Here is a 21,975-nt window from a genome sequence, read left to right as displayed (position 1 = left end):
CTCATGAGGCTCGCGCCGGATTCCACGCTGAACCATGTTCCCGAGCTGGAGCCCGAGCACGCCGAGGTGATTCGCGCGACCCTGCCGCTGGTGGGCGCGCACATCGATCGGATCACCCCGCTGTTCTACACCAAGATGTTCACCGCGCACCCGGAGCTGTTGCGCGACCGCTTCAATCGCGGCAATCAGCACCAGGGCGCGCAGCAGAAGGCGCTCGCCGCCTCCATCGCCACCTTCGCCACCCACCTGGTCGATCCGGCCCTGCCGCATCCGCGAGAACTGTTGTCCCGCATCGGGCACAAGCATGTCTCGCTCGGCGTCACCGAGCCCGAATACCGCATCGTGCACGAGCATCTGTTCGCCGCGATCGTGGAGGTGCTGGGCGCGGACGTGGTGACCCCGCCGGTCGCCGCGGCCTGGGATCGCGTGTATTGGCTGATGGCAACGACTCTCATCGATTTCGAGCGGGAACTCTACGACGCCGCCGGGGTCGAGCCGGGTGATGTGTTCCGCGAAGCGCGAGTGGTGCAGCGCCTCGACGATCCGTCGGGTGTGGCCACCTTCGTGGTCGAATCCACCGATCCGGCCCGGCCGCTGCCGGGTTTCCTTCCGGGCCAGTACATCTCGGTCGGTGTGCGGCTGCCCGACGGTGCGCGTCAGCTGCGGCAGTACAGCCTGGTCAATCGTGGCGGCGACGGCCGCCTGGCCTTCACGGTGCGCAAGGTGCTCGCCGAGGAGAACACCCCGGCCGGTGAGGTGTCGGGTTGGCTGCACAACCGGGTCGGTGCGGGTGATCACCTCGAAATCACCCTGCCCGCCGGTGATCTCACCATCGACACCGAGGCCACCACGCCGGTCGTGCTCATCTCCGGCGGCATCGGCGTCACCCCGATGGTCGGCATTCTGGAATACCTTGCCGCCGAAACCCCGTCGCGCCGCACGGTCATCCTGCACGCCGACCGCTCCACCACCGCCCACCCTCTGCGCGAGACCGTCGCCGATCTCGCCACCCGCCTGTACGACGTCTACTTCCGCGCCTGGTACCGCGCCGACGGCCACGGGCTGCTCGACGTGACCCGAGTCGACCTCCCCGACGACGCCGACTACTACCTCTGCGGCGGCACCGGCTTCCTCCAGTACGTCCGCGCCCAGCTCATGTCCGCCGGAATCCCCAGCGATCGAGTCCATTTCGAACTCTTCGCCCCCAATGACTGGCTGTTGGACGCCGACCAGGAACCCGCCCGGGTCTAGCCTGAGTTTCCACAATGTGTAACCCGGCGTCACTGTGACATCTCCAGTGGCGCGGCGGGTCGCGCGTCGATCGTGCTGGGCGGACCTACCGTTGGGTAATGAGACCCGGTGTCGAACTCACAGCCTCCCGCGTCGTTCGGGGCGCGCTGACCCATCGGGTCGTGGTGAGGTTCCCCGGTCTCGAGGGCCTCGAACTCGAATACGCGGCCACCGATGCCGAAGCCTGGGAATTCGCCACCGCGGCCGCACTGGCCGGGATCCGCGTCCGCGTGGATCGCCGGGTGCGGGCGGGGTTGCGGCCCTTGCCCTGTCGCAGCCTGTGGCAGTGAGCCGAAAAGTGAGTCGATTTCAGTATCGTTCGCCGATGCCGGTGGCCATGGGTCGCGGCAACCGAGCGAATGGGCAGGTCATTCCGGTGATCGGAGGGTCGGTAGCCGTCGCTCCGAAAGAGAGTAGAAGGTGAGTCCTGGACCACCTTAGAGTTTCGACATCCACCGATGATCAGTTGTAGCTCGGAAGGAAGTCGACGATGACAACCGACGGAACCGTGCGGGTGGGTCTGACCGTCTCCGGTCGCCCGATGTCCACTCCGCTGCAAGATGTTCGAACGGTATCCCGGCAGTTGGTGGGCCATTTCGTCGACAACGTCATCCCGTGTGCGACCCTGCCCGGCGACATCATCGCCGGGGATGTCACGGCCGTCACGCGCGTCTGCCTGGAGTTGGCGGTCAGCATGCTCGACGGTCGCGACATCCCGGCCAAGACGGGCCGGCTGAGCGAGGCCGCGGCCGGGTGGGCCCGCGAGGGCGTTCCCATCGACACCGTTCTGCACTCGATCCACGAGGGCTTCAAGATCGGCATGGATCGGGTGATGTCCACGGCGACCATGGGCGATCACGACGATCTGCTCGAGGGCGCGAAACTCGTGGTGACCATGCTGGACACCATCAACGCCATCGTGGCGCGCGCCTACGTCCGGGAGCACAAGGCCGTGGTCTCCGAGCACCACACCGCCGTGCACACCCTCACCTCGGCGCTGCTGGGCGGGCACCCGACCTCGACCATGGCCCGCGAATGCGGCATCGAGATCGCGGACGCGTACTACGTGCTGGCCCTTGCCATTCCGAAGCATCCGGACGAACGGCATCCGCGGCTGGACGGAAAGGTGGTGGCGCGCCGCAAGCTGCGCCGGCTGCAGGCCGAACTCGCGACCCGCTGCGGGGACACCGCGCTGGCGCTGCTGAGCGTGGACGGCGGCACCGTCCTGGTGCCCACCACGACCCGGGCCGACCAGCACCTGGACGAGCTGATCGCCCAACTCTCCACGGCGGCACGGGTTCCCGTCACCGCGGCCCTGGTGATCGCCGCCCCGGTGGAGATACCGGCCGCCGCCGACCGCGCGCACGAACTGCTGGACATGGTGCAGCGGCTGGACTGCGTCGCCGGGCTGTACCGATTCACCGATCTGGCCCTGGAATACCAGCTCACCCGGCCCGGGCCCGGTCGCGAAACACTGGGCGCGCTGCTGGACCCGCTCGATGCGCATCCCGAACTGCTGCAGACCCTGCAATGCCATATCAGCAACAATCTCAATCGGCAGCGCACCGCGCGAATCATGCACATCCACACCAATACCGTGGATTACCGATTGAAACGCATATGTCAGCTCACCGGATTCGACCCGACCCTGACCGCCGATTTGTGGCAGCTGCGGTCCGCGCTCATCGCCCGCTCGTTCTCCGATCACAGCGATGCGGACCGTGGTCTGTGAACTATCCGAAAAAGACGGTGGAGCACGCGAATACGCCCCGATGGTTCGTAGCCTGAGCCCGAAATCAGGAGGCGTGTTGAACACACCACAAATCATGGAATCCCCCCGGCCCGCCGACCCCGCCGACGCGGACCACCGGATCTTCGCCACGAAACTGGCCGAATTGTTTTCCAGCGGCGCGGAATGGCCCGGGCCCGGCGATGTCGACGACCGCGTGCGCGCGTGTCTCGCACCGGGCGCCCGCGCGGCGTCCGGATCGCCCGTCCAGCCGTCCGGGTGGCTGGTGGCTGTCGCCGAGGCGGCGGCCGCTTGGGCGCGCGAGGGCATCGGCCTCGACCGGGTCCTGCTCGGCTATCACGAGGCCATTCACGACGGCCTGGAGCTGGCCGTCGCCGAATCACCCGGGGTGGACGCCGCCTGCGCCGGGCGCGCGGGCCTGCTGCTGGGTCTGTTGCGGGCGGTGACATTGGCATCCACGTCCGCCTACGTCGACGAGTACCGCTTCGTGGCGCGTCAACATCAAACCGCCGCACAGACTCTGGTCGCGGCGCTGCTGAGCGGCCACAGCCGGTCCACGCTGGCGCGGCGCGCGGGCATCGCCATCGCCCGCGCGTATCAGGTTGTCGCCCTGCACATTCCGGCCGACGACGCGGAACCGCGCGTCGCGGAGGCGGTGGCGCTGCGCCGCCTGCGCCGCGTGCAGGCGGCCCTGGCATCGGCACTCGGGTCCCGGGCTCTGTCGCTGCTGACCACCGGCGGCGGGACCGTGCTGGTGCCGCTGGACGACAGCGCCGGACCCGAACTCGCGGGCGCGTTCACCATGAGCGCGCAGGCGTTGGCGGTCCTGACCGAGGCGGCCGGTGCGGGCCTCACCGCGGTGGTGCTGTCCGGGCCGACCGAGCAGATCCCCGAGCTCGCGGCCCGCGCACACGAACTGCTGGAACTGGCGAACGGCCTGGGCCGCCCACCCGGCCTCTACGGCATCCCCGACCTCGCCGTCGAATACCAACTCTCCCGCCCGGGTCCCGCCCGCGAACACCTGGCCGACCTGCTCGCCCCGATCCGCGGCAACCCCCGGCTGCTCGGCACCTTGGTGATGTTCCTAGAAACCGGTCTCGACCGCATGGAAACCGCGCGCCGACTGGGCGTGCACCCCAACAGCATCACCCATCGCCTGCGCCGCATCCATCGCCTGTCGGGCCTGGACCTGGGTTGCCCGGAAGGCATCGCCCGCGCCCGCGCGGCCCTGCTCGTGCACGGGCTCGACACGCCCGATGCCGCCGCCCGCGAGCCCGATATCCATGCCCGCGAGGGTGATTCGGGTGCTGGGGAGCCCGACCGCAACAACGCGGCGGTCGGCTGAGCTCGTCATCCAGTACGGCTGAGCGCGCGAGGACATGGCGGACCGCGGTCGGGGCGGCCCGCCATCCGGCGGTCAGGGTGCCGTCGGGGGTGCGAAGCTGACTTCCGCGCTGGCGTAGCCGAACAGCTTGCGGCCCTGCGACTTCGCCTCGATGGCGACCGTCGCGGTGCGGCGGCGCTGGTCGCGCGCCACGACCCGGCCGATGAATTCGATCTCGGCCTCATCGTGGCGGGACACCGTCAGATAGTGCACGTGGTTGGCGAATTCGGCTCGGTACTTGGTGACCGCGGCGGGGTCTCGGGTCCAGGAGGTGACATAGCCCGCGGCCAGGGCCAGGATCAGCATGCCGGGGGCCACCAGTGTCGGTGCTTCGCCGTGAGAACCGGGGCGGAGGTAACCGTCGGCCGGATCGCACACGGTGCGTGCGTAATTCGTCAGATCCCGCGCACCCAGCGTGGTGCCCGCGGTGGGCAATGGAGCGTCCACGGTGAGCCGGTCGAAATCGATGCGGGTGCGGGGCATGCGGGTATGGCGCGGGCCGGTGGCGACCGGGGGTTCGCCCTCGGCGAAGCCGGGGCGCGCGACCGCCTCGCGGGCCGGGCCGTCCTCGTGGTCGCGGGTGCGGGCCAGCAGCGCCGTGGACCCGGTTTGGACGGTCGCGCCGTGCTGGTCGGTGAGTACCGCGGTGACGGTGAGGACGTCGAAAGTCCGGAAATGCCGGAAGGATTCGAAATAGACGTCGCAGGTCAGCAGGTCGCCCGCGAGCAGCGGGCGGGCGAGGTCGAGGGTCTGGTCCACGTGCACGATCCGATCCAGGCGATAGCCGGTGATCAGCTTCTCGAGGATCTCGCGCCGCGCCCGCTGCCACACCACCGCGGCGAAGGTGGGTGGGGCCACGACCGCGTCGAAACCCAGCCGCGCCGCCGCGCCCTCGTGCCAATGGGCGGGGTGGAAAGCCTGTACCGCGCGGGCGAATTCGCGAATGCGGGCCCGCTCGACCCGGAACGGTTCCGGGCATCGGTAGTGTCGGCCGACCAGCGCCAGGGCCTGTTCCGCGCCGGTGCTCAGGGTATTGCGGTTCACCGTCGTTCCTCTCCGCTAGGACAGCGGCCCGAAGGGCAGCGGGGTCGGCAGTTCGGCCAATTCATCGGGGGTGTAGGTGTCGCAGACCTCCACGCCGGCCGCGGTGAACAGGGCCAGGGCGCGGGGCAGATGGTCGGCGGAGGTGACCAGTACGGCGTCGCGGCTGCCGATCTCGGTCATGAGTTCCGCGGACAGTTCGGCGTTCTCGGCCGTCGAGCGCGCGGCCGATTCGAGGTGCAGACGCTGCTCCGGAATGCCCCGGGCGATCAGCCAGTCGGCCATGGCCCGCGCCTCGGTGACGCCCGCCCGCGGATTGCCGCCGGTGACGATGACCGGTGAGGCCGGGGAGAGCACGGCCTCCAGATAGCCCGCGCGCAAACGGTCGATCAGCTCCGGTCGCATGCCGCCGTCGGGCAGCAGGCCGTAGCCGAGGATGACCACGGCGGTATCGGGACCGTGGGGGAGCGGCGGCAGGCACGCGGTGGCGTCCGGCGCGGCCGCGGTGAAGGCGGCGCAGGCGAGGGCGGTGGTCGCGGCCGCGTTCCGCAGCCGGTGGGAAAGGGCAGACAAGGCGCGCACAGAAACTCCAAAAACGTCCACGCGAGCGGTGACCGGCATGGCCACCGGAATATCAATGATTGGCGCTCGAGGCGCGGTCACGTGAAATCGAGGACATATCTGGAAAATTCACCGAAATTGGCGGCGGCGATTTGTGACCAGCCCTCCGGAGAACGCTTTTGTAGCGTCTCACGGAATTGCTCACCGAAAATTGGTGAGCTGCTCCAGCATTCGGTCGAAACACTTCTGGGCCTTCTCGTGCGGGCTTAGCTTGAGCGCGGTTTCGATGCCGGAAAAACACACGGCGGCAGCGGAACTGGAACCAAGGTCGGGCTGCAGGAAGGCACGAAATGAGACGAAGTACCCGCCGCAGGACGGTAAGGACGGCGGTCATGACGGGGGTTTCCCTGCTGGCGGTCGGATTCTCCGGCGCGGGCGCCGACGCGGAACCCCAAACACCACCCACCGAACAGCAATTGGCCGATTACATCGCGGCGGGCGTGAAACAGGCCGGACCGGTCGCCAACTCCGGCAGCGCGTGCACCTCCGGCAGCGGCGCGGGCTCGGGCAATGGCTCGGGCGACTGCTACGGCGGGTCCGGGTCGAGCTCCGGACTCTCGGGTGGCTACGCCTCCGACACCAAGGGTTACGGCCCGCCCATGACCTCGTGGCTGGCGGCCTTCGGCTACGGGCTGCTCAATCCCGATGTGGCACCGCCGGGCGCGAACGACTGGAACTGCAAACCCACCGCCGACCATCCGCGGCCGGTGATCCTGGTCCACGGCACCTGGATGAACGCCTACAACGGTTTCGCGTACATGGGCCAGCCCATCAAGGACGCGGGCTTCTGCACCTTCACCTTCAACTACGGCCGATCCAATCTGCTCCAGGGCGGCGGCCTGGGCTCGATACTGCCGGGCACCATGGGCACCGGATACATCCAGGACTCGGCCAAACAGCTGGCCACCTTCGTGGATCGGGTGCTCGCTGCCACCGGCGCGTCCCAGGTCGATATCGTCGCGCACTCACAGGGCGGGTCGATGTCGAACTGGTACACCAAGTTCGAGGGCGGGGCGGCCAAGGTGCACAACCTGATCACCTACGGCGCGACCCATCACGGCACCTCGCTCGACGGCATCGGCGCACTGGGCCGGGCGATCAACAACTTCGGCATCGACGTGCTGGGGCTGGTGGAGATCTTCGTGGGCCACTCGGGCATTCAGCAGACCATCGGCTCCGATTTCGTGAATCAGCTGAACGCCAACGGGGATACGGTGCCGGGCATCGACTACACCATTGTCGGCACCCGCTACGACGAGGTCACCAACCCCTACGGGCTGACCTTCCTCCAGGCCGGGCCGGGCGCGCAGGTCACCAACATCACGCTGCAGGACGGCTGCGAACAGGACCTGTCCGACCATCTCACGATGATGTATTCGCCACGGGCGCTGTCCATCGCGCTGCGAGCGCTGGATCCGGTGGGACACCCGAATCTGGAGTGCACCTTCAATCCGTGGCTCATGGGCGGCGGCGGGTCACTCTGACCCGGTGAGCGTGCCGGAGGGTCGGCTGCCCGCCGCACCCGGACCCCGCCCCTCCGGCATCGATCGCAGGTTGGCACCCGACCTCTTGGTGCCCGCGGAGCCGTGCTCGTCATCGCACGGGTGCTCCGCGCCTGCGGGCGAGCCCACCGGGGATATCCCGCGAAACCCGGTGGGCCTTCGTCCCGCTGGCCACGAGACTCGTTGTGCCGGTGGGTCATCGAGCCGGAACGACGGCCGGTTGCCGCTTGCGGATCTCCGCGTCGATCCAGGTGCTCATCATGCGGGCGGTCATGGCGATGGCCTCTTGCCGCTCCTGGCTGCCGACCTCGAGCGCGGTCGAGCGCAGCACGCCCGCGAAGCCGGTATTGATCAGGACGAAGGTCATCATGTCGTACTCGTGATCGTCGCCCGGGCCGAGGATCTGGATGAGCAGCACCTTGACCAGCAGGCGCAGGCGCGGCTCGAATTCCGGCAGGCCGCTGCTGTAGAACTGCACGCCCGCCACCAGCGCCCGCACCAGCTTCGCATTGTCGACGAGTTCCTCGGTGAACACGTCGAGGAGCTCGATCATGATGTCTTCGGTCGCGCCCATCAGCTGCGGCAGCGTCTGCCGCGACAGGCCCGACACCCATTGCGTGAAACGGCGTTCGGCGTTCTCGAGCAGCCGGTTCAGCAGTTCTTCGACAATGACACCGCGATCGGAGAAGTACCGGTACAGCGTGCCGATGCTCACCCCGGCCTCGGCCGCGATCCGATTGGTCGAGGTGTCGGCGATGCCGCGCTCGCCGAACAGCCGGGCCGCGGTATCCAGAATGTGCTCCCGGGTGGCCTTGGAACGCTCCTGGGTCGGTCGGCGGCGTTGGCGCACGGGCTTCGGCGGCATCGCGGCCTCCTCGCTGCGGTGAAACTGAGCGATGCTCATCTTAACCGGCGACGATCGATCCGGGTTCGGTATGTTGTTGCGCTACAAGGCCTTCGTGACAAGGCCGAGGAGGTTCGTATGGCCCGCCGGATACCGAAGGGGCGCCTGGCGCGCGGCACCCGCATCGGAGGGCTCGCCGCCCGGGAGGCCGCGCGCGGGGTCGGGACCCGGCTGGCCATGGTCGGGCGGCCCGAGCAGGCCCGGCGGGTGCTGGCGGAGCGCTCCGCCCTGCAGGCGGCGCAGCAAATGGTCACCGTGCTCGGCGGCATGAAGGGCGCGGCCATGAAGCTGGGGCAGATGCTGTCGGTCCTGGATCTGGACCTGGTCCCGGAATCGCATCGGGAACTGTTCCGCGCCAAGCTCGCCGAACTGCGCGATCGCGCGCCCGCGGTGCCGTTCACCGGCATGCGGAAGGTGATCGAGGACGACCTCGGCCCGCTCTCGCGGGTCTTCGCCGACTTCGACGAGACTCCGGTCGCCGCCGCCTCCATCGGGCAGGTGTACCGGGCCCGCCTGCGCGACGGGCGCGCGGTCGCGGTGAAGGTGAAATACCCGGGCGTGGACGAGGCGGTCCGGGCGGATCTGCGCAATCTCGAAATGCTCAGCGGGCTACTGAGATCGGTGCTGCCCAGTGCCGGGGACGCCGGGGTGCTCGACGAGATCGCCCGCAATATCGGCGGCGAACTCGACTACCTGAACGAGGCGCGGACACAGCACCGGGTCGCGCGGCGCTACCGGGGTCATCCGTTCATCCTCGTCCCCGACAGCGTCGAAGAGCTTTGCGCGCACCACGTTCTGGTGACCGAGTTCGTGGAAGGGCAGTCCTTCGAAGGGATTCGGGCGCGGCCGGACGACGAGCGCGATCGCATCGGTGAGATCGTCTACCGCTTCTACATCACGTCGCTGTTCACCGACTACGAATTCTGCGGTGATCCGCACCCCGGCAATATCCTGCTGCATCCCAGCGGCCGGGTCGGTTTCGTGGATTTCGGGTTGTACAACCGGATGGACGCGGTCCATGTGGAATACGAACGCACCGGCCTGCGCATCTCCTGTGAGCGTCGTGCCGACGACCTCTACGAGCACTGGGTGCGCCGCGGCATCATCGATCCGGCCGCGGGAGTCGCGCCCGAGGAGGTGCTCGACTACGTGTGGGCTGCGGCCGGATGGCATTTGCTGGACGAGGAGATCACCGTGACGCCCGAACTCGCCACCGGGGCCATCGTCTTGGCCATCGATCCGCGAGCCGCCGAGTTCCGCGGCATGCGACAGCATCTGATACCGCCCGAACACGTCTTCTCCCGCCGCGCCGACCTGTTCACCTTCGCCGCGCTCGGCCAACTGCACACCACCAACAACTGGCACCGCATCGCCCGCGAATGGCTCTACGGCGAACCGCCGACCACCGAAATCGGCCGGACCATCGCGCGGTGGCGGTCCGGCCGTTGACTTCTCAGGCGCGGGTGGCGGCGACGGTCGCGAGCACTCCGGCCAGCCAAGGGGTGTAGCGGGCGGGTTCGGCGGCGACCCGGTCGGCCAGGGCGGCCGGGTCGACCCAGTCGAGATCGTCGACCTCGTCCGGATTCGGTTGGGGCGCGGCGTTTTCGAGGGTTCCGATGAGGACGTGGTCGTATTCGAATTCGACGCGGCCGGTGTTCGGGTCGGTGGCCTGATAGGTGAAGACGCCGACTTCGGTGAGGTCGGCGGCGAGGCCGAGTTCCTCGTGCAGACGTTTGACGGCGGCCTCGGCGACGGGCTGACCCGGTGCGGGATGCCCGCAGCAGGTGTTGGTCCACAGGCGCGGGAAGCGGGTCTTCACGCTCGCGCGTTGCTGGAGCAGGACCTGACCGGCGGCGTCGAACAGCAGCACCGAGAACGCGCGATGCAGCCGACCGGGAGCGGTGTGGGCCGCGGCCACCGACAGCGACCCCCGGGCGTGGCCCCGCTCGTCCACGAGCTCGACGAGCAGGGTTTCGCGGTCGACCGCCGAGGCGGTGGAGGTGTCGAGGGTGCCGGTCACCTACCCACCTTATCGGCGGTGATCATGAGGTACTGGAAGCTGCCCTCCTTGTAGGAGGTGAGGAACGGCTTCTCGACGCCGGTGGCGAGGTCGGAGTGGGTGCGCAGTTCCCAGTAGGGGATGGTCGCCGGGGTCAGGTCGGTGACCGCGATGGGGACCAGGTTGTTGGCGGCGAGGGCCTTGAAGTACTCGCTGCGCGGGTGGATGTTGCAGCCGTAGTGGGCGTCGATCCAGCTCACCGAGGCCGAGCGGGCGCCGAAGACGTCATTGGAGCAGCCGGTGATGCACACGTAGCGGCCACCGGGCTCGAGCAGCCGGGAGAACTCCGCGAACAGCTCGAACAGGTCGACGTACATGGTGGTCTCGTTGGTCCAGATGCCGCGGCGGGAGCCGGACTCGAAACCGGTGTCGAGCATGTTCTTGAAGTGGAAGCGCACCTTGTCGGAGACGCCGCGCTCGCGGGCCTGCTCATTGGCGAAGCCGACCTGGTACTCGGAGATGGTGACGCCGTCGACCTGGCAGCCGAAGCGCTGGTTGGCCATGAAACTGGTGCCGCCACGGCCGGATCCGCCGTCCATGAGCCGATCGCCGGGGCGGACGTCACCGAGTTGATCCAGCAGCGCGTCGGCCTGGGCGGTCTCGAGGCGGTGCAGTTCCTTGACGATGCGGTCCTGGCGGGTCTCCTCCGGGCCCTCCAGCACGCTCAGGTCCGGTTCGCCGATGCCGTAGTGGTGGTGGTAGAGCCCGTCCACCTCGCCGAGCTTGGTGTTCACCCGGTCGTCATTGGGGTTGTTGTTCCAGTACGACGCCACCGATTTCTGATACTCGGTTTTCAGGACGTCGTCGGTACGGGGGTGGAGCGCGGTCATTGCAGGTCATCCTCTCGAATGGGGGTGATATGACGCTGGTCGTGCTGCGCGCGAAAAAGGTTGGGGCTCAGTCGTCCTGGTAGCGGCGACTGTCGGCGTGCCAGGCGCGATTGCCGCCCATCCAGGCCCACAGGCCGGTCAGGAAGCGGCGCAGCTCCGGGGATCCGGTGGCCGCGAGCAGACTCGCCTCGGCCTCGAAACGATGCATGAGCTCGTCGTGCACCTCGGCGGTGCGCTGGACGGCCTCGCGGCGGGAGCACCGCTCCTCGGCGGCCAGCACGGTGGGGAGGTTGAATTCCCTTCCGTTGGAAAGGTCTTCGCGAGCCATGGAGTAGAGGTCGTTGACCATCTGGGCGGCCAGCGCGGCGGTGGTGGTCACCCGGCGCATGCGCGGATCGGTGTACTCCGCGGCCGAGAGCTCGTAACCGCCGACCGCGTCGATCGGGGCCATGCACGGCAGGAAGCTGTGCGGTTGCCGGTTCAGCAGGTATTCCCAGACCGGCGGCATGCGTTTGGCCGCCCGCCAGCCCGCCTCCGCGCCGAGTGCGATGAACCAGCCCGCGATCTCGGTCCGCAGCCGCGCCACCTGGGCCGGGGTGGCGAAGTGGGACAGATGCTCGAAGGAGGTGCGGAAGGCCCGCAGAATCGGATCGCTCTGCAGGGCCTCCTCCACCTTGACCTGGTAGCGGGCGGGCAGGTGCACCGGATCCATGGCGGCCGCGGCCAATTCCAGCCGCGGCCCCAATTCCGCCTCCGCGCTGGACCTGCTGCCGTCCGGCGCGATGTCGCTGGCGTCCTCCTCGCAGTAGTAGTCGTCCACCGACCACTCCGAGACCGCGCATTTCGCGGCGGCCAGCAACCGGTCCGCATCATCGCAGTCCGGATGCGCGAGCATGATCAACCGGCCGAAATCGGCCTTGCGCAGATCATCCAGCCGCCCCTCGTACAGCCCGATCTCCTCGGCCCAGGCGATGATCCCGACATTCACCGCCTCGGCCAGCACCGGGTTGTCCCGGACCGGCGGTGGGCAGTAGAGCGCCGGAATCGCCGAAGCCCGCGCCGCCGACCTCGTCCCGGTTCCGCCGGGCGACACCCGGCCGGTCGCGGGCGACGCCGTGCCGGGCCTGGCCGCCACCGAGATCGGAACCGCCTGCGCCGCATCGACGGTCGCCGCGGCGGCCCGCTTCGGATCCGGCAGGATCGTCGCCGCGTCGGCGGGGCTCGTGTCCTCGGGCGCGGCGGCCAATGCGGTCGTCGGCGCCGGGGGCGCGGCCTTCCCGGCCCGGCGGTTCGCGGATGTCGTCCCGATCCCGGTGGGACCGTTGGCAATCCGCCGGGCGGGTCGGCCGCCCTCCGGCGGCGGTGTCACCGCGGTGGGGGGTTCGGTGGGCGGGGCGGGGAGTCGGGCCGATCCCAGGCCGCGGGGGATGCGGCGCAGGGCTTGGGGGACAGTGGGTTTCGGGAGTGGGGGCGTCGGCACCGCGCCGCCCGCAGGCGAGGGCGGACGCGATGCCTGTCCCGCGAGCTCCGTGATCGCCTGGGGGGTGGGTAGGTCGATCACGAGGCTCGGGGCCCCGAGGCCGGAGGGGCCGAGCAGCCGTCGGGGGGTGTGGGTCTCGGCGGATTCGGGAGCGCCGAGACGGGGATCATCCAGGGCCGCAGCGGCTTCCGAGGCGTCGGCGTCGGAAACCACGAGCAGGACCGGTGGTGCGGCGGTGTCGAGATTGGTCAGCAGGGCGGCGACGGCCGCCGCCACCTCGGAGGTGGCAGGCGGAGCCGCGGCGCGTGAGAGCACCGACATGACGGGACACCTCGCTCAGTCGGACTGACGGGCGACCAGCACATTGTCGAGAATGCCGAGCGCGTCGGGGACCAGGACGGCGGCCGAGTAGTAGCAGCTGACCAGGTAGGAGATGATCGACTGATCGTCGATGCCCTTGAATCGCACGTTCAGGCTGGGCTCGTACTCGTCCGGAATTCCGGTCTGGTGCAGGCCGATCACGCCCTGATCCTTCTCGCCGGTGCGCATGGCGAGAATCGAGGTGGTCTGGCTGTCGCTGACCGGGATCTTGCCGCACGGGAAGATCGGCACGCCGCGCCAGGCGGGCACGCGGTGGCCGTCCACCTCCACCGGGTCGGGATAGATTCCGCGCCTGGTGCATTCGCGGCCGAAGGCGGCAATCGCCTTGGGGTGGGCCAGGAACAGCTTGGTGGAGCGGCGCATGGACAGCAGCTCGTCCATATCGTCGGGGGTGGGCGCGCCGGACTCGGAGTAGATGCGCTGCTTGAGATCACAGTTGTGGAGCAGGCCGAAGTCCGGATTGTTGACCAGGTCGTATTCGCGGCGCTCGTAGAGGGCCTCGATGGTCAGGCGCAGCTGCTGTTCGATCTGATCCATCGGGTCGTTGAACAGGTCGGCGACACGGGTGTGCACGCGCAGCACGGACTGGGCCAGGCTGAGCTCGTACTCGCGGGGCTGCGCGTCGTAGTCGACGAAGGTGCCGTCGAGCACGGGTTCACCGGAATGGCCGGAGGAGATGACGATTTCGGCCTCGCCGTACTTGTTCTGCGGCAGCGCCGGGGCCTCCGCGATCGAGGACAGATGCTGCTGCAGGGCGGGGATCTGCTCGTTGAGCTGCTCCAGGGTCGAGCGGCTGAGCACCAGCATGGTGGTGGCGGTGACCGTCTTGACCGTCACCGGCCAGATGGCGTCGGGATCGGTGAGGGTGGCGTCGCCGAAGAAATCGCCGTCGCCGAGGATGCCGACCTTGGTGGTCTCGCCGTATTCGCCGGTGCCGATCTTGGACAGCTTGCCGTGCACGATGAGCAGCACCTGATCCATCGGGTTGCCGAATTCGGCGACCACGGTGCCGGGCGGCAGATCCCGCTGTTCGAAGCGGCCGGCCACGGTGGCCAGGATCTCCTCGTCGTCGAAGCCGCGCAGCTGCGGCAGCTCCTGCAGTTCGAGCGGGATCACCCGGGCGCTGGGGCCGTTGATGATGAACTCCACCTCGCCATTGCCGACGGTGTGGGTCAGACGCCGGTTGACGCGGTAGATACCGCCCTTCACCTGGGTCCACGGCAGCGAACGGGTCAGCCAGCGGGAGCTGATGCCCTGCATCTGCGGTTCGGACTTGGTGGTGTGCGCGAGCTGGTGGGCGGCGGCGGTGCTGAGGGACTTGCGGGTGCCGTTGGTGGTCTCGAGGGGCATTTCGATGGTCATGCTGCGGTCCTCACGTCGAATAGGACACCGCGAATGCGGGCGATTGATTCCACGGCGAAGCAACAGGCACGAGGGGCCTGCAGAAAATAGTCACAGCGTTTGTTGAAAAACGTATGAATTGACAAGCGCGACAGTGCGTTCCAGCGATACCGATGGTAGGCCCCCGGGCATCGCGACGTACCGAAATGCCAAAACATGATGCCTGGAATGTTGCTGTATCCCGTAAACCCCGAACGGCCGGTTTGTTGTGGTGGCCTACTCGATGCCGCCCGGGGTGGGTGGCCCGCATGGTGCTGGTCACAGCGCCAGCGCAGTAGGGTGGTGCTATGGCAAGCTCATCGGGACGCGTCGGGGCGGGTGACGCTGGTCAAGGCCAGGAAAAGTCTGGGAGTGAAGCCGTGAAATTCAATACGAGGTCCGTTGTCGGTCCGATCGAGCGACTCGTCGCGACCGCGCAGAACGGGCTCGAGGTGATCCGGTTCGGGGGGCTGGTTCACGAGATCGAATCGTCGCCGTACGAGGTGGTGGAGCGGAAGCGGATGTACCGCCTGCGGCACTACTTCCCGGATGACACCGTTCCGGACCGACCGGTCGTGGTGCTGGTGCCGCCGATCATGGTCACCGCCGAGATCTGGGACGTGAATGCCGCCGACGGGGCGGTCGGCATTCTGCACGAGGGCGGAATCGATTGCTGGGTGGTCGATTTCGGCTCGCCCGCCACCGAGGAGGGCGGCTGGGACCGCGACCTCGCCGACCACGTGCTGGCGGTCTCCAGCGCCATCGACACCGTCACCGAAATCACCGGTCGCGGTGTGCATTTGATGGGCTACTCGCAGGGCGGCATGTTCGCCTACCAGACCGCGGCCTACCGCGACGGCAAGGGCGTGGAGTCCATTGTCACCTTCGGTAGCCCGGTCGATGCCGTGGCGGGCATGCCGTTCGGGCTGCCGCACGGGCTGGTGTCCGATGCCGCCGACTTCCTCACCGACCACGTGCTCAACCGGCTGCCGATCACCGATTCCATGGTGCGCCTGGGCTTCCAGGCCCTCGACCCGGTGAAGACCGCGCGCGCCCGCATCGACTTCCTGCGGCAGCTGCACAATCGGGAGGCCTTGCTGCCCAAGGAGCGTCAGCGCCGGTTCCTGGAAGCCGATGGCTGGCTGGGGTATCCGGGGCCCGCGCTCACCGATCTGCTCCAGCAGTTCGTGAAGCACAATCGAATGATGCTGGGCGGCTTCGTCATCCGCGACCAGCTGATCTCGCTGGCCGAGATCAAGTGCCCGATCCTGGCGTTCGTCGGCGAGGTCGACGATATCGGGCAGCCCGCCGCCGTGCGCGGGATCGTGCGGGCCGCGCCCAATGCCGAGGTGTACGAGGCCAGCATTGTGGCCGGGCATTTCGGGCTGGTGTCGGGCTCGACCGCGACCCGCCAGACCTGGCCCGTGGTGCGCGACTGGGTGAACTACGTGTCCGGGCGCGGCGAACTGCCCGCGGCCGTCGAGCCGATGAGCACCGAGGTGGTGCGCAGCGGTCCGCGCACCGGGATCACCCGCGCCGTGCACGCCATCGGCAGCCTGGCCGAGGCCGGGACCAGTCTCGGCAAGACCATCGAGGGCGTGGCCGGGCAGACGCTGCGCGGCACCGTCGAACTCACCGGTGAGGCCGCCCGCGCGCTGCCGCGCCTGACCCGACTCGGCATGATCCAGCCGCACACGCGAATCTCGTTGGGCCGCTTGCTCGCCGAGCAGGCGCGGCGGGGCCCGCAGCGCGAGCTGTTCCTGTTCGACGATCGCGTGCACACCCAGCAGGCGGTGAATCAGCGCATCGACAATGTGGTGCGCGGGCTCATCTCGGTCGGGGTGCGTCCGGCCATGCGGGTCGGCGTGGTGATGGAGACCCGGCCCAGTGCGTTGGCGGCGGTCGCGGCGCTGTCGAGGCTCGGCGCGGTCGCGGTGCTGCTCGCACCCGGCAGCGAGCTGTCCAAGGTCGCGGAGTTGACCGGGACGCGGCTGCTCATCACCGATCCGGAGAATCTGCGCAACGCGTGCGCGACCGGGCATCGGGTGCTGGTGCTCGGCGGCGGTGACGCGCGCGGGCTCGACATTCCCGCCGGGACCGACGTGGTGGATCTGGAGAAGATCGACCCGGCGGCGGTGACGCTGCCCGCCTGGTACCGGCCGAATCCGGGGCTGGCGCGCGAGCTGGCGTTCATTCTCGTCACCGGGACCGGGGACAAGTTCGAGGTCAAGCACGTCACCAACCACCGGTGGGCGCTCTCGGCGTTCGGCACCGCCTCGGCCGCGGATCTGGGTCGGCACGACACCGTGTACTGCCTTGCGCCGCTGCATCACTCGTCCGGGCTGCTGGTGAGCCTGGGCGGCGCGGTCGCGGGCGGCAGCCGGATCGCGTTGGCGCGGTCGCTGGAACCGGCGCGGTTCGCCGAGGAGGTGCATCGCTACGGCGTCACCGTGGTCACCTACACCTGGACCATGATGCGCGACATCCTCGACACCGATTCCTTCCCCAACGGGCATCCGCATCCGATCCGCCTGTTCATCGGGTCGGGCATGCCCGCGGGGCTGTGGCGGCGCACCGAGGAGCGTTTCGCGCCCGCCAAGGTGCTCGAGTTCTACGCCTCCATCGAGGGGGATGTGGTGCTGGCCAATGTCTCCGGCGCGAAGATCGGCTCGAAGGGTCGTCCCGTGCCCGGCACCGCCAAGGTCGAACTCATCGCCTACGATCCGCTGACCGACGAAATCCAGGTCGAGGACACCGGTTTCGCCCGCCGCTGCGCCGACAACGAGGTGGGCCTGCTCATCGGCACCGTCACCGACGCCGTCGATCTGTCCGCCGGTGGCCTGCGCGGTGTCTTCGCCCCCGGCGACGCCTGGATGCCCACCGAGAACCTCTTCCGCCGCGACTCCGACGGCGACTACTGGCTCATGGACCGCCGCGACACCGTCATCCCGACCCCGCGCGGCCCGGTGTACACCCAGCCGATCGTCGACGTGCTCAACGACATCACGGCCGTCGACATGGAGGTGGCCTTCGCCCTCCCGGCGGGCGACCGCGTCCTCGCCGTCGCCGCGGTCAGCATCCGCAAGGGTTACAGCCTGGCCCCCAAGGATGTCACCGAAGCCGTCCGCGCTTTGTCCCCGGACCAGCGCCCGGACATCGTCTACGTCGTGGACGAAATCCCCCGCAGCTCAACGTATCGCCCCTCCACCCGAGCGGTGCAGGCGGCCGGCCGCTCCGAACCCGACGACCGCACCTGGTGGTACAACCGCACCACCGAGTCCTACGAAATCCTCACCCCCGACCTGGCCTCGCGCCTGTTCGGCTGATCGAAATCCGAACGCGCCCCGTCCGATACGGACGGGGCGCGTTTCGCTGTAGGGATCGAAGTCGTAGGGCTCAAAGGAGCTGGGGTGCGATTGTCCCGGTCGGGTCGTGGCGCTGTCGAAGTGCTCGGAGCCGAGTCAGGTTGCCGCCGTAGGCAGCCCGTGTCTCGGCGTCGGTTTCGGGCAGGCCGGGTCGCAGCTCGACCGCGTAGACGCCGAGGGTGTGGGCGTCCAGGGCTCGCAGGGTGTCGTGTGCCCAGCTCGCGCAGGCGGTGCCGTCGGCCTCGTTGTCCCAGATCGCGTTGATCGGAATGCTCCATTCGGCGGTGCGGCCCCAGAACGCGGTGGCGGTGTCGTCGATACCGGACAGCGCCCCGCCGGTGTGCTGAAAGTCGATGCGGCAGGCCCGGGTCGGCGCGGCGCGAATGCGATCCGCGAGGGCGTCGGCGAGCTCCGGGTCGAGAGTCGTGCCCGAGAAGACCGCCTTGCCGAGGAACGAGCCTTGCGCGCGGCGGCGTGGATCGGGCGGCGAAATCGGTTCGGGCTCAGCGCCGCCGACGCCGGGAATGGCGAATTCGGGTAGCTCGACCGGATAGCTGCCGGTGGTCTGCGAACGGTAGAGCGGCGAGCCGTTCGCGCTTGCCATGACGGCCGAGGTTGCCGCGTGTGCTCGGCCGATCGCGTCCTCTCGGTTGCTGGCACAGACGGTGTAGAGGAACAGGACCGGTTCGTCCGGTGACATGGGTGTGTAGCCGAGGACGGCGCTCATGCTGGTGTGGCGCGGTAGTTCGGGGGCGACGCGGAAATACGTGGCGAGCGCGTCCAGGCCGACCACCGCGCGGTCGATTCGGACCGGTTCCATGACATGCGTGCGGAATTCGGCCGAGGTGACAACCCCGACCGCGGGTGCGCAGCCGCGCACCGCCCACCACAGATCGGCGTCCGCACCCGTGCTTCGTTCCGACACGTGGACGATATCGCCGGACGGAAGAACGATCTCGGCTCCGGTCAGGTGATCCACGGTGAGCCCGAGCGATCTCGTCAGCGGACCGATCCCGCCGCGCGTGGCCAACCCCAGACCCGCGTACCCGGTGACGCCGATGGGCACCGCGCGGCCGGTGGGAGCGAGGGCGCGCATCATGCTGCCCATCGTCGCGCCACCGCCGATGACCGCCTGGTCACCCTCGGTGCGGGCGGTGCGCAAATGCCGCGAAAGATCCACCATGACAAGCCCATCCGCGACACAGGTCGAGCTCAGGCCGCCGCCACGCACCGTCACCCCCGCCCGAGCGGCGGTCGCGATCCTCAGAACCGTCGCGACATCGTCCACAGTCCGGGGCGTGACCACACAGGCGGGCCTACGCCGGGCAGCCTCAGGGGAGAAGACCGCCGCGAGGGCACTGCTATACCCCTCCGTGCCCGGCACTCGCACCTCTGACCCGAGGGCCGATCGCAGCCGCGCGACGACATCGTCCCTGTCGATCTCCGTCATCACGCCACGCTATTCGCCGTGCGACAGCGGCCACAATCATGCGACCGACTATGCCGAACCACCTCGGCCTCAGCGGAATTCGTAGCTTGATCCAACCTCCGCCAGGCCGTGTCAGTTCGACGTAAGGTCGGCGTCAGAGCGGTGTCAGGCCGGGGCGCGACAGTCATCAGCGTGAACAGCACAGCACTCGCCGCCCCCGGCCCGCGGAACGCCTACGCGGACCCGATGCTCCTCGAGCTCATCGACCGGACCACCGCTGCAGCCGCGCTGCTCCCCACCGCCGCACACCGTCACCTGACCCGCGCCGCCACCCACCTCCGCAGCCCCCACCCCCTCGCCCAACTGATCCGCTTCGCCCTGGTCGGCGGCCTGAGCAACATCAGCTATGTGCTGCTCTTCATGGTCCTTACGCCCGTCAACGCCCTCCTCGCGAATATCGTCGGCTCCATCGTCAGCACCGTCATCGCCAACGAACTCCACCGCCGCCTAACCTTCAACGCCACCACCCGAGTCACCTGGTACACAGCCCAACTCGAATCCGGCGCCCTAGCCCTCATCGGCCTCCTCATCACCACAGCAGCCCTGGCAGCCCTCTCCTTCTGGGCCCCCACCCTCGACCCGATCACCCAAGCGACCGCCGTAATCGCCATCATGGCCGCCGTAGGCGCCGCCCGCTTCCTAGCCCTCCGCGGCTTCGTCTTCTAACCCGAGCGGGTTTGTCGGTGAGCCAATGCCTTCCGGATCAGCGACCGCGCGTCTTCACCGGTGACCGACTGTCCGGCAAGAACATTGAACGCCCGACCGTAGATTGCCACCTCTCGCGGCTGGGTGATGGTCAGTTCCGCAGCCGTGCCTTCAACCATCACCATGCGGTTGTCGAACATGACGAAACTCGTTGACACGATGAGTGCTTCGGCTGTGGCCGGGATGATGCCCACCGTGATGCGCGGCATGCCGATGATCGACGCGAGCCGGTCGAGCTGCCCCCTCATTACGTCATCGTTCCCGACGGTCGTGTAGAGCGCCTGCTCGGTGATCAGGAAGTGGAATCGATGGTCACGTTGATACAGGATGCGTTGCCGCTCCATTCGTTTCGACACGCCTGCGTCCAGGTCATCGGGGACGCGGTAGAACTCGATATGTCGTCGGAAGATGCCTTCGGCGTATTCGGCGGTTTGGAGTAGTCCGGGAACGACCTGGGTGGTGTAGACGCGAAGATTCGTTGCTTCGGCTTCGAGCTTCACGGACTTCTGTTGCCGACGCTGCACACCGGTAGCGAGGACCCGCCGCCATTCCATGTAGGCCGTGTCGATGTTGTGGAGGGTGGCCAGGAGGTCCGCGAGTTGATCGGCCCCGTCCGCGTGCTCGCAGTAGGCGCGTATGTCATTGTCGGACGGTTTGAGCCGCCCGTATTCGAGTTTCGAGACCTTCGACTCATGCCAGCCAGCCAGGGCCGCGAGCTGTCGTCCGGACAAGCCAGCGCGACGGCGAAGCTCCCGAAGCTGCGCCCCGAGAGCTTCCCGTGCTTCATCGACTCCTGTCATTTCTTGACGTATTCGGCGTACGGCGTCGCCAACTCCCATAGCCGCTGCTTCACACTCCGGCAGTACTCGACTATCCGGGGATCAGTGGTCACGGCCATGCCCGCCGACGCCTGAGAGCCGTTCTCGTCAACGAGGTTGAACACAACCCGTTCATCATCGAACAGCCACCAGTCATCCGGCGGGACTTCCCCGGCAAGGTGGCGTGGCAGGTAGCGGATGTCTTCGCCTGCCTCGACATTGCCCCCGGTGACCGACAACAGCCACCGCTGATAGCCAGAGTGCGGAACCGTCACGACTCGTACGCGGCTGATCTCGACACCCCGCGCAGTCGTCTCCTGAACGAGCGTGACCCACGAGCTCTTATAATCGTCGATCAGGTCCGGTTCACCGGCGAGGAAGCGGCGGAGCCGTTCGGACTCTTGCGGCACACCGTAGGAGTCTCGGACCTCGAGGTGGAAGGCGTGCTTCTGGCATCCATGGAAAAGGTCCAACCAGACTGACCAGTCATTCCGTAGGTGCAGCACCGTAGTACGTCCTCCTGAGCATCGGCACTTCGATAGCGGTTTCGTTGGCGGCCAGGTCGAGCCGGGCGAGCACTTCGGGGTCGGTGATCGGTTCGCCTGTGAGTGTGAATGTGCCCCGACCGGTGTCGGTCATGGTGGAGCCGACGAATGTCTCCGGTTCAGCGAATCCGAGTAGCAGGTGCGGGATTTCGACCACTTCGGGTCGGCCGGTCTTCCAGCCTTGCGCGAGGTACCCCCGCTGGCCGTTGTCGAGTTCGGTTGCGTACAGGCTCGGGCATCCGGTGACTTCGGAGCCTCCTTTGCCGAGGAAGGTCAGGCCAGTGATCTTGCCGCGCATGATTCTTGCCCCCTGACTTTATGGTGTGCACGGTCTTTCCGAACACCTCTCCATGGTCCCCGGTCTTGCCCTATTTCGCTTCTGTATGAACGATTTCCAGCAAGATTGTGCAAACTCATAGCCCGCCCCCCAG

The 21,975-nt window shown here is 68.1% G+C and carries 19 protein-coding genes; 8 read left to right on the top strand and 11 right to left on the bottom strand.

Going from position 1 to position 21,975, the window contains the following annotated elements; all coding sequences use genetic code 11:
- Positions 1-3 precede the first annotated feature (3 nt).
- The 4 genes from VMT65_RS38200 to VMT65_RS38185 all read left to right on the top strand — a co-directional run bounded on the left by VMT65_RS38200 (position 4) and on the right by VMT65_RS38185 (position 4,385).
- On the top strand, positions 4-1,251 hold the full coding sequence (locus tag VMT65_RS38200; protein ID WP_326313632.1) for a globin domain-containing protein: 1,248 nt from the start codon (positions 4-6) through the stop codon (positions 1,249-1,251).
- Positions 1,252-1,349: 98 nt separating this feature from the next.
- Positions 1,350-1,580, top strand: coding sequence for a hypothetical protein (locus VMT65_RS38195; RefSeq protein ID WP_326313631.1), 231 nt, complete (start codon positions 1,350-1,352; stop codon positions 1,578-1,580).
- A 200-nt stretch (positions 1,581-1,780) separates the two neighbouring features.
- Positions 1,781-3,022, top strand: a complete 1,242-nt coding sequence (locus VMT65_RS38190) for a PucR family transcriptional regulator (RefSeq protein ID WP_326313630.1) — start codon at positions 1,781-1,783, stop codon at positions 3,020-3,022.
- A gap of 94 nt (positions 3,023-3,116) precedes the next feature.
- The gene (locus tag VMT65_RS38185; RefSeq protein ID WP_326313629.1) at positions 3,117-4,385 is read left to right on the top strand and encodes a PucR family transcriptional regulator; all 1,269 of its coding nucleotides are present in this window, start codon (positions 3,117-3,119) and stop codon (positions 4,383-4,385) included.
- 72 nt (positions 4,386-4,457) lie between these two features.
- Here the strand turns inward: VMT65_RS38185 and VMT65_RS38180 are convergent, their stop codons facing one another.
- Both VMT65_RS38180 and VMT65_RS38175 read right to left on the bottom strand, forming a co-directional pair.
- Complete coding sequence (locus VMT65_RS38180) at positions 4,458-5,468, bottom strand: FAS1-like dehydratase domain-containing protein (protein ID WP_326313628.1); 1,011 nt, start codon at positions 5,466-5,468, stop codon at positions 4,458-4,460.
- A 15-nt stretch (positions 5,469-5,483) separates the two neighbouring features.
- Positions 5,484-6,047: a YdcF family protein gene (locus tag VMT65_RS38175; protein ID WP_442790397.1), complete on the bottom strand. Its 564-nt coding sequence runs from the start codon at positions 6,045-6,047 to the stop codon at positions 5,484-5,486.
- A 371-nt stretch (positions 6,048-6,418) separates the two neighbouring features.
- Here VMT65_RS38175 and VMT65_RS38170 point away from each other — a divergent pair, with 371 nt between their 5' ends.
- Positions 6,419-7,570 (top strand): esterase/lipase family protein, encoded by a 1,152-nt coding sequence (locus tag VMT65_RS38170; protein WP_326313626.1) that lies wholly within the window; start codon positions 6,419-6,421, stop codon positions 7,568-7,570.
- 214 nt (positions 7,571-7,784) lie between these two features.
- Here the strand turns inward: VMT65_RS38170 and VMT65_RS38165 are convergent, their stop codons facing one another.
- Complete coding sequence (locus VMT65_RS38165; RefSeq protein WP_326313625.1) at positions 7,785-8,453, bottom strand: TetR/AcrR family transcriptional regulator; 669 nt, start codon at positions 8,451-8,453, stop codon at positions 7,785-7,787.
- Positions 8,454-8,570: 117 nt separating this feature from the next.
- Here VMT65_RS38165 and VMT65_RS38160 point away from each other — a divergent pair, with 117 nt between their 5' ends.
- A complete protein-coding gene (locus VMT65_RS38160) occupies positions 8,571-9,941 on the top strand; it encodes an ABC1 kinase family protein (protein ID WP_326313624.1) in 1,371 nt (456 codons plus the stop codon).
- A 4-nt stretch (positions 9,942-9,945) separates the two neighbouring features.
- Here the strand turns inward: VMT65_RS38160 and idi are convergent, their stop codons facing one another.
- The 4 genes from idi to VMT65_RS38140 form a co-directional block, all read right to left on the bottom strand.
- Positions 9,946-10,512: an isopentenyl-diphosphate Delta-isomerase gene (idi, locus tag VMT65_RS38155; RefSeq protein ID WP_326313623.1), complete on the bottom strand. Its 567-nt coding sequence runs from the start codon at positions 10,510-10,512 to the stop codon at positions 9,946-9,948.
- Positions 10,509-11,381, bottom strand: a complete 873-nt coding sequence (locus tag VMT65_RS38150; RefSeq protein ID WP_326313622.1) for a geranyl diphosphate 2-C-methyltransferase — start codon at positions 11,379-11,381, stop codon at positions 10,509-10,511. The genes idi and VMT65_RS38150 overlap by 4 nt, the downstream gene beginning before the upstream one ends.
- Positions 11,382-11,448: 67 nt before the next feature.
- Positions 11,449-13,182 (bottom strand): family 2 encapsulin nanocompartment cargo protein terpene cyclase, encoded by a 1,734-nt coding sequence (locus tag VMT65_RS38145; RefSeq protein WP_326313621.1) that lies wholly within the window; start codon positions 13,180-13,182, stop codon positions 11,449-11,451.
- A 15-nt stretch (positions 13,183-13,197) separates the two neighbouring features.
- Positions 13,198-14,604: a family 2B encapsulin nanocompartment shell protein gene (locus tag VMT65_RS38140; RefSeq protein ID WP_326313620.1), complete on the bottom strand. Its 1,407-nt coding sequence runs from the start codon at positions 14,602-14,604 to the stop codon at positions 13,198-13,200.
- A 398-nt stretch (positions 14,605-15,002) separates the two neighbouring features.
- On the opposite strand from VMT65_RS38140, the gene VMT65_RS38135 reads away from it, so the two are divergent.
- Positions 15,003-17,948, top strand: coding sequence for an AMP-binding protein (locus VMT65_RS38135; protein WP_326313619.1), 2,946 nt, complete (start codon positions 15,003-15,005; stop codon positions 17,946-17,948).
- A gap of 70 nt (positions 17,949-18,018) precedes the next feature.
- Here the strand turns inward: VMT65_RS38135 and VMT65_RS38130 are convergent, their stop codons facing one another.
- Positions 18,019-19,437 (bottom strand): FAD-binding oxidoreductase, encoded by a 1,419-nt coding sequence (locus VMT65_RS38130; RefSeq protein ID WP_326313618.1) that lies wholly within the window; start codon positions 19,435-19,437, stop codon positions 18,019-18,021.
- A 171-nt stretch (positions 19,438-19,608) separates the two neighbouring features.
- Between VMT65_RS38130 and VMT65_RS38125 the strand changes: the two genes are divergently transcribed.
- The gene (locus VMT65_RS38125) at positions 19,609-20,142 is read left to right on the top strand and encodes a GtrA family protein (protein WP_326313617.1); all 534 of its coding nucleotides are present in this window, start codon (positions 19,609-19,611) and stop codon (positions 20,140-20,142) included.
- Here VMT65_RS38125 and VMT65_RS38120 read toward each other — a convergent pair.
- From VMT65_RS38120 to VMT65_RS38110, 3 genes are read right to left on the bottom strand one after another with little or no spacing between them, the layout of a single operon-like run.
- Positions 20,139-20,981, bottom strand: coding sequence for a helix-turn-helix domain-containing protein (locus VMT65_RS38120; protein ID WP_326313616.1), 843 nt, complete (start codon positions 20,979-20,981; stop codon positions 20,139-20,141). The two genes, VMT65_RS38125 and VMT65_RS38120, sit on opposite strands and share 4 nt — an antisense overlap.
- Positions 20,978-21,505, bottom strand: coding sequence for a DUF6879 family protein (locus VMT65_RS38115; protein ID WP_326313615.1), 528 nt, complete (start codon positions 21,503-21,505; stop codon positions 20,978-20,980). Before VMT65_RS38115 ends, VMT65_RS38120 begins: the two co-directional genes overlap by 4 nt.
- Positions 21,486-21,842 carry a hypothetical protein gene (locus VMT65_RS38110; RefSeq protein WP_326313614.1) on the bottom strand — a complete coding sequence of 119 codons (357 nt, stop codon included), beginning with the start codon at positions 21,840-21,842 and terminating at the stop codon, positions 21,486-21,488. The genes VMT65_RS38115 and VMT65_RS38110 overlap by 20 nt, the downstream gene beginning before the upstream one ends.
- Positions 21,843-21,975: the final 133 nt, after the last annotated feature.

This window comes from Nocardia sp. CDC153, from assembly GCF_035818515.1.
Taxonomy (GTDB): domain Bacteria; phylum Actinomycetota; class Actinomycetes; order Mycobacteriales; family Mycobacteriaceae; genus Nocardia.
This window is presented reverse-complemented; position numbering and strand designations above follow the sequence as displayed.